Consider the following 12,192-nt stretch of genomic DNA (forward strand, 5'->3'; position numbering starts at 1 on the left):
GGGGAATCCGCGCTTGCCGCATCCGCTCCGGACCGGCCTGGTCGTCACCCGGGGCACCCCGCCGCGAATGGAGGGTTGCCGGCCAGCAAACCGGGGTTTTGCGCTGGCACTCGTGACCTGGATAAAAGCGTAGGACATGGGGCGGCTTGGATTGAAGCCGCGCCGATTGTTAAGGGCTTTGTTACGTGCTGCCGAAGAAACAACGGCGGGCGCCTCCTTTCGAAGGCGCCCGCCGGTGCATTATTCGGTTTCCGTTCGAAATGGCGTTCCCTACAGCAGGTCGTCCAGGTAGGGGTTGAGGCGGTGCAGGACCTCTGAGTGCAGGATGGAGTTGGTGGCCAGGGCGTTCCCGCCGAACGGCCCGTCCTCGCCTTCGAGGGACGTGAAGCGGCCTCCGGCTTCCATTACGATCGGCACCAGTGCGGCCATGTCGTAAAGGTTCAGCTCAGGTTCGCAGGCGATGTCCACCGAGCCCTCGGCCACCATACAGTACGACCAAAAATCCCCGTAGGCCCGGGTCCGCCACACCTCCTCGGTGAGGCCAAGGAACTCGTCAAGGTTTCCCCGCTCCTTCCAGCCGGACAGGCTGGAGTAGGAAAGGGAGGCATCGGAAAGTTTTGACACGTTGGAGACACGCAGCCGGGTGGCAGCGGCCAGGGACCTGCCCATATACGCGCCCATGCCCTTTGCCGCCCACCAGCGCTTGCCGAGCGCCGGGGCGCTGACCACACCCACCACGGGCTCGCCTTCGTCCACCAGGGCGATCAGCGTGGCCCAGACCGGAACGCCGCGGACAAAGTTCTTGGTCCCGTCAATCGGATCGATGATCCAGCGGCGCGAACCGTGGCCCGTGCTGCCGAATTCCTCGCCCAGGACCGCGTCCCGGGGCCGGGAACGGGAGAGCTGGCCGCGGATGGCTTCCTCGGCGGCCTTGTCCGCATCGGTGACCGGCGTAAGGTCCGGCTTGGTCTCAACCTGGAGGTCCAGGGCCTTGAAGCGGCTCATTGTCTGGTCATCCACGGAGTCGGCCAGGACATGGGCCAGGCGCAGGTCATCGTTGTAGCTCGAAGCGGGTTGGATCATGGTTCCAAACTACCGTCTGTGGACGGTTCTGCCGGGAGAACGCGTCAGTTGACGCTGCCGAGCTCCTTGGTTTCCTGTGCTTCCATGCGGGGGTCCGCGCCCAGCAGGCGCCGCAGGGAGGACAGCCGCGCAGGGCCGGTGGGACCTGCGTGACCGCCTGCCACCCAGTCATCGAGGCCGCAATCCACTGCCGTGGCCGTGTGCTTGCAGCCCCGCTCACAGTTTTCGATGCCGGGGGAGAGGTCCGGGAAGGACCGCAGGATCCGGTCCGGGTCCACATGCGCCAGCCCAAATGAACGGATGCCGGGAGTGTCAATGATCCAGCTGCCCGGCGGTGCGTCCGCCAGGCGCAGGGCCAGGGCCGACGATGACGTATGGCGGCCACGTCCGGTGACGGCATTCACTCCGCCGGTGGCGCGCTCAGCCCCCGTCAGCGCGTTCACCATGGTGGATTTGCCCACGCCGGAATGGCCCAGCATTACGGTGACATTCCCGTCGAGGTGGGCGCGGAGGGCGGCTACCGCCGCGCTGTCCAGCCGCGCCGAGAGGCCGTCGTCGGACCGTGCGTCGATGCCGGAGGCCTGTGCATCCGCGGTCCGGCTGATGATCATCGGGAAGTCCAGGTGGGTGTAGTTGGACAGCAGTTCCGAAGGGTCTTTGACGTCGGCCTTGGTAACGAGGAGTATCGGCTCGATCCCGGCGTCGTAGGCTGCCACCAGGGTGCGGTCGATGAACCCGGTGCGGGGCTCCGGGTTGGCGGCCGCCACCACGATCACCAGTTGGTCGGCGTTGGCCACCACGGCCCGCTCGATGGGGTCCGTATCGTCGGCACTCCGGCGCAGGAGGGTTTTGCGGTCCTGGATCTTGACCAGGCGGGCAAGCGTGTCCGGTGCACCGGACACGTCCCCGACGAGCGATACGAAGTCGCCGGCAACCACTGGCGAACGGCGAAGTTCGCGGGCGCGCGCTGCGATGATAACGCGTTCGTTGTCCGAGTCCTCATCCACGACGGCTGTATACCGGCCGCGGTCCACCGTGATGATCCGTCCGGTCACGGCATCGTCATGGCTGGGCCGGTCCTTGGTGCGGGGCCGGGATCCTTTCTTGCTGGGGCGGATCCGGACGTCTGATTCGTCCCAGGAATCAGTGCTCCGCGCCACTGCCGCGCCCTTCCGGCCCGGGTGCCACCGCGGCGTCCTGGGCCAGCATGTTTTCCCAAAGCTGCGGAAAATCGGGCATGGTCTTGGCGGTGGTGGCGATGTCCTCGACCTGGACGCCGTCCACTGCAAGGCCCAGGATTGCCCCGGCAGTGGCCATGCGGTGGTCTGCGTAGCTGTGGACGACGCCGGCGTGCAGCCGGGCCGGCCGGATCACCAAGCCGTCACTGGTTTCTTCGGCGTCGCCGCCGAGCCGTGTGATTTCCGCGACGAGGGCCGCGAGGCGGTCTGTCTCGTGTCCGCGCAGGTGGGCGATTCCAGAAAGCCGGGAAGGGCTTGTGGCCAGTGCGCACAAGGCGGCAACGGTGGGTGCAAGTTCGCTGGTGTCGGCAAAGTCGCCGCCCTTGATCTCCTGGCCTCCGGTGACGGTCAGGATGCCGTCAGCCAGGGTGACGTGTGCGCCCATCCTGGCGAGGATGCCGCGCCAAAGATCTCCCACCTGCTGGGTTTCCGCCGGCCAGCCGGGGATCCGCACTGTGCCTTTCGAGGCCAGCGCAGCCGCCAGGAACGGTCCGGCATTGGAAAGGTCCTGTTCAATCCGTTGGTCGAAGGCGCCGATGGGACCCGGCGCCACCACCCAGTGGTTGGGGACCGAGTCGTCAACTGACACCCCGGCGCCACGCAGCACAGCCACCGTCATGTTGATGTGGTCCAGGCTGGGCACCGGCTTCCCTACGTGCTCAAGGTGCAGGCCATCGTCGAACCTGGCCCCCACCAGGAGAAGGGCGGAGACGAACTGGGAGGAGGCGCTGGCGTCGATCACCAGGTGCCCGCCCCGCACCGTTCCCTTGCCTTCCACTACGAACGGGAGCGACGACGGCGCGGAGCCGTCTTCCGACGTAACCGCGACCCCGAGGGCCTTGAGCGCCTCGATGATGGTCCCCATGGGGCGCTTCCGGGCGTGCGGATCGCCGTCGAAAATGCTGGCCCCATTGCGGAGCGCCGCCAACGGCGGTACGAACCGCATGACCGTGCCGGCCAGCCCGCAGTCGATCCTGGTCACGGGTTCCTGGTGGGCCGCCGGCAGCGGAACTACTTCAAGGTCAGGGCCAAAGGCGCCGTCCCCAGGTACCTCGGTGATCGTGGCCCCCAGCTGCCGGAGCGCTTCGATCATCAGTGCGGAGTCCCTGGAATGCAAGGGCGCGCGCAACCGGGACGGCCCGTCCGCCAGGGCGGCAAGGACCAGATACCTGTTGGTCAGGGATTTTGATCCGGGCACCGTCACCGTGGCATTGACGGGCCGGGAAGCAAAAGGTGCGGCCCAATGCTGGACAGGGGCTCCGGATCCGTCCCGGGTGGCAGCTGTTGCGGTCATTCGTACTTATGCTCCCGTGGCGTGTACGGCACGGCGTACCGCTTTGTCCGCCTTGTTGAGCTTCGTGGTGGTGGTCCTGCGGGCGTCCGCGGCCAGGTCCGAGGCATTCCTGCGGGCATCGGCTGCCAGGTGCTCGGCGCGCCATGCGAGGCCCGGCTTGCCCGCGGTGTCCACGGAGGCCAGCAGGGCACCGCCGCCCAACGAGAGGTTCTTGAGCAGCTGGTTCCGGCGGTTTTCGCGCCCTTCCTTGCTGCTGATGTCCGCACTGCGCCATTCAACAAACGTGTTCAACAGGGAAATTGCAGTCAGAAGACCGGCGGAGAGCCGGGAGAACTTGCCAAGGCCGAACAGGACGCCGGCTCCCACCTGGGTTCCACCGATCACGCGGGCGAGGGTCTTCTCGCTCGCCTGGAAGGGAAGCGAGGAAGCCGCCTTGCGCAGGAGCGGCGAGAGCTGCTGGGCGGTGTCGTCGGAGTTCTTGAGCTTATCCAGTCCGGCAAGAACGAAACTGGAGGCAAGCATGGGCCGGGCGAGCGTGCGGATAAAAGGCATGGATTTCCTCCTGGATGGACGAGCCGCGGCGAGCGGCGGAGTCGGTCCTAGTCTTGCACCTTTGGGGAATATTTGCCTGCGGAGGGCGGTTATCGATGTCGGGTCCGTGACAGGGACCCAGGCGATCATTCACCCGATACAGAGCGGAGTTGGGCCTTGGGGAAGGTGTTGGACGGAACCAGACCGGCGGGGCCGGTGGCAGTGGACATGCTCGCCGCCGGGCCGCTGGAGTACGGCACGCCCCGGGCGGGGAGCCGGACAGTAGACTTGAAGGCAATGAGCACCTTGGATCCGGCCGTTGCGGCCATGTATGAGGCTACCCCCGCCGAAGTGAACGGAAGGGCCGGAGCCGCGCCCCTGCCTTCCGGCCAGGCCGGTCCTGCTTCGCCGGCCGCCGAAGCCGGCACAACTGACAGCACCACCCTGGACGTCTCCACGGAGACCATGGAGCAGCGCCGTCTTCGCTTCGAACGGGACGCCATGCAGTACGTGGACCAGCTGTACTCGGCTGCGATGCGCATGGCAAGGAACCCGTCGGACGCGGAGGACCTGGTCCAGGAGGCCTACACCAAGGCCTTCTCGGCGTTCCACCAGTACAAGCCGGGCACCAACCTCAAGGCCTGGCTGTACAGGATCCTGACCAACACCTACATCAACCTGTACCGCAAGCGGCAGCGCGAGCCGTTGCAGTCCAATTCGGACAGCATTGAGGACTGGCAGCTGGCACGGGCGGAGTCGCATACCTCAAGCGGACTGCGCTCCGCGGAGGCCGAGGCGTTGGACCACCTTCCGGATTCGGACGTGAAGCGGGCCCTCCAGGATATCCCTGAGGAGTTCCGCCTGGCGGTCTATTTCGCCGACGTGGAGGGCTTCGCCTACAAGGAAATTTCAGACATCATGAACACGCCCATCGGCACCGTGATGTCCCGGCTTCACCGCGGCCGGCGAATGTTGCGGGACATGCTCGCGGAATACGCCGCCGAGCGGGGATTCAAAACGGCCGCGGATACGTCGGATGCGGCAGCAAGCAAAGCACAGGAGAACAGGAAATGAGCGACTGCCAGGGATTGGGCGACTGCGACGACACCCGGATGCAACGCATCTACGAATACCTTGACGGGGCGCTGACCCGCGAGGACCTGACCGAGATCAAGAACCACCTGGATGAGTGCCCTGAGTGCACCCAGCAGTATGACCTCGAGTGCGTCATCCGTAATATGGTCAAGCGCTCCTGCACCGAGTCCGCTCCGGACAACCTGAAGAACGCCATCCTGGACAGGATCCACGCGATTCGTCCCGTGGAGGCATAGGCGGGCATTAGCCCCAGTGCGCGGTTCGAGTCCGTAGACAGCAAAGGACCCCGTAAGCCGAATGGCTTGCGGGGTCCTTTGCTTGAACCGTCCTGGCATTTGCCTAGGTGTTGGGGCGCTTCCCGTGGTTCGCGCCGCCACGCTTACGGTCACGACGCTTGCGTGCACGCTTGCTCATAGCTGGCCTCCTTACTGTTGGTACTCAAAAGAGCTGCCCTCCAGTCTCCCACATGATGTGGCGGCCCGCGAACCGGGAAATGGCGCATGACCTGCGGCAGTAATCCCCGGACACTGGTTTCAGATCCGCAGGTTGCCGCGGATGGCTGCCTGCGCCTCGGCCAGCACGGTACGGACCGTTTCCAGCGTCGCGGGACCAATGGGCCCGCCCTGGGCGTACTGCCGCAAGTCTGCGCGGACATCGTCACCGAACCGCTGCAGCATCAGTTCCACGTCACGCCGCTGCACGGAAACGGCGATGCCCTTCTCGACGCCGGCCAGGTCATCGCGGCGCCGGTCCAGTTCTGTGAGGCCAGCGGCGGTGATGTGGTAGTTGGTGCGCCGTCCCGCTGGCTCGGTGGACACCAAGCCGTCCTCCTCAAGCTTGCCCAGCCTCGGGTAGATGGTTCCGGCGCTGGGCGCGTAGGTCCCGCCAAAACGGTCCTTGAGCGCCTTCATGAGCTCGTAGCCGTGCTTGGGACCGCTTTCGAGGAGGGCCAGGAGGTAAAGGCGCAACGCACCATGTGCGAAGACGGGCGGCATCAGTGTTCCGCTTCGCCGCCGTCAACGCGTCGAGGGGCATGGAAGATGGCTGTCTTGCCGGACACCGAGTTGGTCCGCACCAGCATCAGCTGGCCGTCAGGCCCGGCAATGGTCTCCACCTTGCCGTTGGCAAGGAGGCACTGCTGGCCGTCAAGAACCACCGCACCGCCGGCCGACTTGGCCACAATGTCCACGCCGACATCATGGGGCAGCCGGATGGTGAGGTCCCCCGACACGGAGTTGGAGCCGAAGTCCTGGGTGAAGCCGAGCAGGTCGAAGCTGAGGTGTCCGCTGACGGTGTTGGTACGCACATTGCTGAAGTGGCCGGACGCCGTAATCTCCCCGGAAATGCTTTTGGCGGTGAGCACGCCGCGGTGGTCCCTTACGGCCACGCTTCCGCTGACGGTGTTGACCTGCAGTTCGCCGGACGTGCCCTCTGCTGCGATGGAACCGGAGACGGTGTTGAGACGCACGTGGGAGGCGCTGCCCGAGACAAGGCCGTCACCGCTGACAGTTCCCGCTTCCACCTCGACGCTGCTGGGAAGGGCGACGGTGATGACAGCGGAATTCCCGCTGTTGTGGTTGACCGTCTCCATGAGGTTTTTGAACCAGCCCTGGGCGCCGTGCAGCTGGTGCCGGACCTCCAGCCTGCCACCGGTGAAGGAGACGGCCACGGGGTCACCATGCACCTCGGACACCTCGAGCCGGACCGCCGGTTCGGAGTGCGTTAGGACATGGAAACTGCCGCGGACCATGCCCAGCTTGAGGGATGTCACGTCCTCGACGACGATGGTCTCCGGGCTTTCAACGGTCCAGGTTTGCTCGGGCACGGTCCCCTCCAAAGACGATATATCGCGATGCCCTACAACGTATCGCCGCCGCGGGACGTGGTCAAGATATGGCTTGAGGGGCCTACTGCGGTGCTTCCAGGCGCAGCCACTGGAACCACCCGCGGTGCAGCACCAGCCAGGCCATCAGCCCGTAACCTGCCTGCCCGGGCGTGCCGCCGTTGGCAGCGAGGTCCTGGCGCCACTGTTCGTGGTTCAGGAGGGGTGAGAACGTGTCGACGTAGAGGTGCTTGCGGCGGGTGGTGACATCAGCGAAGGCAGTGTTCAACTCATCCAGCCGCCGGTTTTGGGCCGGATCGAGCGTAGGGGGCGGCCCCACCACGAAAACCTCTATCCGGTTCTGGGAAGCCGAGTCCAGGATGTTGGCAAGGTTCAGCCGGCTCCGCGCGGTGGACAGGCCGAACTCGATGTCACGTCCGGACAGGCCGATGACCAGCCGGTTCTCCGACTGGGCGCTGAAGCGCCGTCCCGCTTCTTCCAGCCAGCGCGCCGCCAGGCCCTCCGTGCCTTCCTGCGGACAGGGGAGGGCATAGCTCTCCAGCAGCATGCCGTCCTGGGGAGTGCGGGCCAGCACCCGGCCCAGCCAGCCAAGCGCGCGGGGATCACCCAGTCCGGCCAGCAGTTCATCTCCTACAGCTGCGATCCGCAGCTTCCTGTCTTCCACGCGTTCCTCTTTACTTCGGTACGGGTCTGCTTCGTACGGCCGCTGCCGCCTTCGCCGCCGCGGCTGCGGAGGTTGAAGGCGGCGCTGTTCATCCATTAAACAGAACTGCCCGGCCGGAGTCTGGTATTTCGACTCCGGCCGGGCAGCCTTACTGCTTACTTCCGTGCAAATGCCTGCTTCAGCAGGACATCCTGTTCGGCAGCGTGCCGCTTCATGGAACCGGCGGCCGTGGAGGCGGATGCCGGCCGGGACACCAGGCGGACGCGGCGGTCAAGGATCTCCGGCAGGTTCAGGCCGATGAACGGCCACGGTCCCTGGTTCGCAGGCTCGTCCTGTGCCCACACCACTTCGGCGTTGGGGTATTTGGCGAGCTCCGCTTCGATCTCGGCGTGCGGCAGCGGGTAGAGCTGCTCCACGCGGACAATGGCCGTGGTCTTGTCGCCGGTCTTCTGCCGGGTGGACAGGAGATCGTAGTACAGGCGCCCGGAGACCAGCAGCACGCGTTCGACGGCGGTGGCCGGCAGCTGCTCATGCTCGCCGATAACCGGGCGGAACGTGCCGTTGGTGAAGTCCTCCACGGATGACGCGGCGGCCTTCAGGCGAAGCAGCTGCTTGGGTGTGAAGATGATCAGCGGCTTCCGCGGGCGGCTGTACGCCTGGCGTCGCAGCAGGTGGAAGTGCGATGCAGCCGTGGTGGGGTTGGCCACGATCATGTTGTCCTCCGCGCACAGCTGCAGGAAGCGCTCGATCCTCGCCGAGGAGTGGTCCGGGCCCTGTCCTTCGTAGCCATGCGGCAGCATCAGGACCAGGGAGGAGCGCTGGCCCCACTTCTGCTCGGCAGAAGAAATGAACTCATCGATGATGGTCTGCGCACCGTTGACGAAGTCACCGAACTGGGCCTCCCAGAGGACCAGGGCGTCCGGTCGTTCCACGGAGTAGCCGTACTCGAAGCCCATGGCGGCGTATTCGGACAGCAGGGAGTCGTAGATCCACAGCTTGGCCTGGTTGTCGGAGAGGTTGCCCAGGGGCAGCCATTCCTTGCCGTTGGCGCGGTCGTGGAAGACGGCGTGGCGCTGGACGAACGTGCCGCGGCGCGAGTCCTGGCCGGCGAGGCGCACGGGGACGCCTTCTATGATCAGCGATCCGAAGGCCGCGATCTCGCCAAAGCCCCAGTCGATGCCGCCCTGGCGGGACATCTGCTCGCGCTTTTCGAGCAGCTGCTTCAGCTTGGGGTGGACAGTGAAGCCTTCGGGGATTTCAACGTGCGCCTTGCCGATTTTGGCCAGGGTTTCGGCGCTGATGGCCGTGGAGGCCGGCGCGCTGACACTGGAATCCGATTGCTGGGCCCTGGGCCGTTCGATGTCGGACACAGCCGCGGAATCCGCCGTCACGATCGGAATCGGTGAAGTCTGGGCGGCGTGGGTCTCTGCGAAGACCCGTTCCAGCCGTTCCTGGTAGTCGCGGAGCAGCTGCTCGGCTTCTTCCTCGGTGATGTCCCCGCGCCCGATGAGCGACTCGGTGTACAGCTTGCGGACCGAGCGCTTGGCCTCGATCAGGTTGTACATCAGCGGCTGGGTCATCGAGGGGTCGTCACCCTCGTTGTGGCCCCGGCGGCGGTAGCACACCATGTCGATGACAACGTCCTTGTGGAAGCGCTGCCGGAATTCGTAGGCGAGCTGGCCGATGCGGACAACGGCCTCGGGATCGTCGCCGTTCACGTGGAACACCGGGGCCTGGATCATCTTGGCAACGTCCGTGGAGTACGTGGACGAACGCGACGACGATGGGGCCGTGGTGAAGCCCACCTGGTTGTTGACCACGATGTGGATGGTGCCGCCGGTGCGGTAGCCGCGGAGCTGGGACAGGTTGAGGGTTTCGGCCACAACTCCCTGTCCGGCGAAGGCTGCGTCACCGTGCACCATGATGGGCAGGACGGGGAACGATTCGCCCTGGTCCAGGCGGTCCTGCTTGGCCCGGACGATGCCTTCGAGGACGGAGTCCACGGCTTCCAGGTGCGACGGGTTGGCGGCGAGGTAGACCTTGGTTTCCTTGCCGTTGTCCGAGGTGAAGGTGCCTTCGGTGCCCAGGTGGTACTTGACGTCACCGGAGCCCTGCACGGAGCGGGGATCCTGCGTGCCTTCGAACTCCCGGAATACCTGGGCGTAGGTCTTGCCTGCGATGTTCGTCAGGACGTTGAGGCGGCCGCGGTGGGCCATGCCGATGGCAACCTCGTCCAGGCCGTCGTCGGCAGCGTCGGACATGATTGCGTCCAGCAGCGGGATCAGTGACTCGCCGCCCTCAAGGGAGAAGCGCTTCTGGCCTACGAACTTGGTCTGCAGGAACGTCTCGAAGGCCTCGGCAGCGTTCAGCTTGGAGACGATCCGCAACTGCTCTTCCCGGCTGGGCTTGGAGTAGGGGTGCTCCAGCTGGTCCTGGAACCACTTACGTTCTGCAGGATCCTGGATGTGCATGTACTCGATGCCCGTGGTGCGGCAGTACGCGTCCCGCAGCACCCCGAGGATGTCACGGAACTTCAGCATCGGCTTGCCGCCGAAGCCGCCGGTGGGCCACTCGCGGTCCAGGTCCCACAGGGTCAGGCCGTAGGTGAGGACGTCGAGGTCGGGGTGCTTGCGCTGGACGTACTCGAGCGGATCGGTGTCCGCCATGAGGTGGCCGCGGACCCGGAAGGAGTGGATGAGCTGCTGGATCCGGGCGACCTTGTTGATCTCGTCCGCCGGGTCGACCTGCAGGTCGGGGCTCCAGCGGACGGGCTCGTACGGGATGCGCAGCGACTCGAAGATCTCATCATAGAAGTTCTGCGCGCCGAGCAGGAGCTGGTGGACCAGCTTGAGGAACTCGCCGCTGCCGGCGCCCTGGATGACGCGGTGGTCGTACGTGGAGGTCAGCGTCAGGACCTTGCTGATGGCGTTGTGCGCCAGGATCTTTTCGCTGGCGCCCTGGAATTCAGCAGGGTAGTCAAGGGCGCCGACACCGATGATGGCTGCCTGGCCCTTGGAAAGGCGGGGCACCGAGTGCACAGTGCCGATGCCGCCGGGGTTGGTCAGGGACACGGTGGTGCCCTGGTGGTCATCGGCGGTGAGCTTGCCGTTGCGGGCCCGCTTGATCAGGTCCTCGTAGGTGTGCCAGAACTCGGCGAAGTTGAGGGTCTCGGCCTTCTTGATGTTCGGGACCATGAGCAGGCGGGTGCCGTCGGGCTTGGGCATGTCGATGGCGATGCCGAAGTTGACGTGGGCCGGCTGGACCGCGACGGGCTTGCCGTCCACCTCGTCGTAGTACACGTTCATTGACGGGAACTGGGACAGCGCGCGGATCACGGCGTAGCCGATGAGGTGGGTGAAGGACACCTTGCCGCCCCGGGCGCGGGCCAGGTTGGAGTTGATGACCACGCGGTTGTCGATGAGCAGCTTGGCGGGAATGGCGCGGACGCTGGTGGCGGTGGGCACCTCGAGGCTGGTGACCATGTTGGTGGCGATGGCCTTGGCCGGGCCGCGCAGGACGGAGACGACGTCTTCCTCGGGGGCCGTGGGGGCCTTGACGTTCTTGGGCAGCTGCGCCGGGATGGGCTGCGAGCCGGTGCCGGCCTCGGTTTTCTTGCCGCCGTCGCGTGCTTCGGTTGCGGGGGCCTTCTTAACCGGCGCGGGTGCTGACGCGGGGGCGGCCGGACCGGGTGCGGCGGCCGGCGCCGCCTGGGGAGCGGCAGGTGCAGCTGCCGGCGACGGTGCCGGGGCGGCGGGAGCCGGGTTTACGACGGGGAGTTCCCGGGTGGGAGGGTTGGCAGTGCGCGCTGAAGTTCCGTTGGAAGAAGAACCGTTGCCCGAGTCGAAGGATTCAAACAGGGGCCACCACTTGGCATCCACCGCGTTCTTGTCCTGCTGGTACTGCTCGTACAGTTCGTCCACGAGCCACTCGTTTCCGCCAAATTCCTCTGGTAGACGGTGGCTTGGCTGCTCTGGCACTTGAAATACGCCTCTTCCATGAGTTTGATTTCTCTTTGGCCCCCCGGTGCTTCAGCACTACGTTCGAACCAGTCTCTGTCCTCTGAACCCGGACCTTTGCAAGTCTAGTGAGCATTCTGTGTTAACTGCCAATAAGGGTGACTCAAATCATGAAGTGACGAACGCGGGCCGAATTATGGCAGCCGTCCGGGCTTCGGCAGCCGGCTGCGGGCAGTCAACAAAGCGGCCTCCCGGGCCCGAAACAGGGTGCTTGCCGCACCCGCTGCCGCGCCTGCGGCAAGGGGTGCTCCTGTAGACTGAAGTTCTTATGGACAGTAAATCTAGGTGCCGGCCTGGGCGCTGTCAGCGGAGCATGAAGAGAAGCGCCGCGCAGTCCGCCCCCAGAGCCGGCAAACCCCGACAACGCGCCCATCACCAGCCAACGGCCCAGCTTGCCGCAACCCGCACGGACCAGGCATCGGTATCCG

Annotated in this window: 11 protein-coding genes and 1 riboswitch; of the genes, 2 read left to right on the plus strand and 9 right to left on the minus strand. The window is 65.6% G+C overall.

The annotated features are described in order from the left end of the window. Positions 1–4: 4 nt before the first annotated feature. Positions 5–118: riboswitch (SAM riboswitch) on the minus strand. 152 nt (positions 119–270) lie between these two features. From hisN to QF031_RS06775, 4 genes are read right to left on the minus strand one after another with little or no spacing between them, the layout of a single operon-like run. Further along, positions 271–1,083, minus strand: coding sequence for a histidinol-phosphatase (gene hisN / locus QF031_RS06760; RefSeq protein WP_307425755.1), 813 nt, complete (start codon positions 1,081–1,083; stop codon positions 271–273). A 44-nt stretch (positions 1,084–1,127) separates the two neighbouring features. After that, positions 1,128–2,243 (minus strand): ribosome small subunit-dependent GTPase A, encoded by a 1,116-nt coding sequence (gene rsgA / locus QF031_RS06765; protein WP_307425759.1) that lies wholly within the window; start codon positions 2,241–2,243, stop codon positions 1,128–1,130. Further along, entirely contained in the window at positions 2,227–3,615 is a 1,389-nt protein-coding gene (gene aroA / locus QF031_RS06770) for a 3-phosphoshikimate 1-carboxyvinyltransferase (protein WP_307425762.1), read from the minus strand. Before aroA ends, rsgA begins: the two co-directional genes overlap by 17 nt. Before the next feature lie 6 nt (positions 3,616–3,621). Beyond that, positions 3,622–4,167, minus strand: a complete 546-nt coding sequence (locus QF031_RS06775) for a DoxX family protein (protein WP_307425765.1) — start codon at positions 4,165–4,167, stop codon at positions 3,622–3,624. Positions 4,168–4,443: 276 nt separating this feature from the next. Between QF031_RS06775 and QF031_RS06780 the strand changes: the two genes are divergently transcribed. Both QF031_RS06780 and rsrA read left to right on the plus strand, forming a co-directional pair. Then, a complete protein-coding gene (locus tag QF031_RS06780) occupies positions 4,444–5,220 on the plus strand; it encodes a sigma-70 family RNA polymerase sigma factor (RefSeq protein WP_307425768.1) in 777 nt (258 codons plus the stop codon). After that, on the plus strand, positions 5,217–5,477 hold the full coding sequence (rsrA, locus tag QF031_RS06785; protein WP_307425770.1) for a mycothiol system anti-sigma-R factor: 261 nt from the start codon (positions 5,217–5,219) through the stop codon (positions 5,475–5,477). Before QF031_RS06780 ends, rsrA begins: the two co-directional genes overlap by 4 nt. Positions 5,478–5,580: 103 nt before the next feature. On the opposite strand, the gene QF031_RS21445 is transcribed toward rsrA, so the two are convergent. The 5 genes from QF031_RS21445 to QF031_RS06805 all read right to left on the minus strand — a co-directional run bounded on the left by QF031_RS21445 (position 5,581) and on the right by QF031_RS06805 (position 11,725). Further along, positions 5,581–5,655, minus strand: coding sequence for a 50S ribosomal protein bL37 (locus QF031_RS21445; RefSeq protein WP_369299106.1), 75 nt, complete (start codon positions 5,653–5,655; stop codon positions 5,581–5,583). Positions 5,656–5,774: 119 nt separating this feature from the next. Next, positions 5,775–6,236 carry a PadR family transcriptional regulator gene (locus tag QF031_RS06790; RefSeq protein ID WP_307425773.1) on the minus strand — a complete coding sequence of 154 codons (462 nt, stop codon included), beginning with the start codon at positions 6,234–6,236 and terminating at the stop codon, positions 5,775–5,777. Next, on the minus strand, positions 6,236–7,066 hold the full coding sequence (locus QF031_RS06795; RefSeq protein WP_307425776.1) for a DUF4097 family beta strand repeat-containing protein: 831 nt from the start codon (positions 7,064–7,066) through the stop codon (positions 6,236–6,238). Before QF031_RS06795 ends, QF031_RS06790 begins: the two co-directional genes overlap by 1 nt. A gap of 82 nt (positions 7,067–7,148) precedes the next feature. Further along, positions 7,149–7,748: a GDSL-type esterase/lipase family protein gene (locus tag QF031_RS06800; protein ID WP_307425777.1), complete on the minus strand. Its 600-nt coding sequence runs from the start codon at positions 7,746–7,748 to the stop codon at positions 7,149–7,151. 155 nt (positions 7,749–7,903) lie between these two features. After that, on the minus strand, positions 7,904–11,725 hold the full coding sequence (locus tag QF031_RS06805; RefSeq protein ID WP_307425780.1) for a multifunctional oxoglutarate decarboxylase/oxoglutarate dehydrogenase thiamine pyrophosphate-binding subunit/dihydrolipoyllysine-residue succinyltransferase subunit: 3,822 nt from the start codon (positions 11,723–11,725) through the stop codon (positions 7,904–7,906). Positions 11,726–12,192: the final 467 nt, after the last annotated feature.

The organism is Pseudarthrobacter defluvii, from assembly GCF_030816725.1.
Classification (GTDB): Bacteria; Actinomycetota; Actinomycetes; order Actinomycetales; family Micrococcaceae; genus Arthrobacter; species Arthrobacter defluvii_A.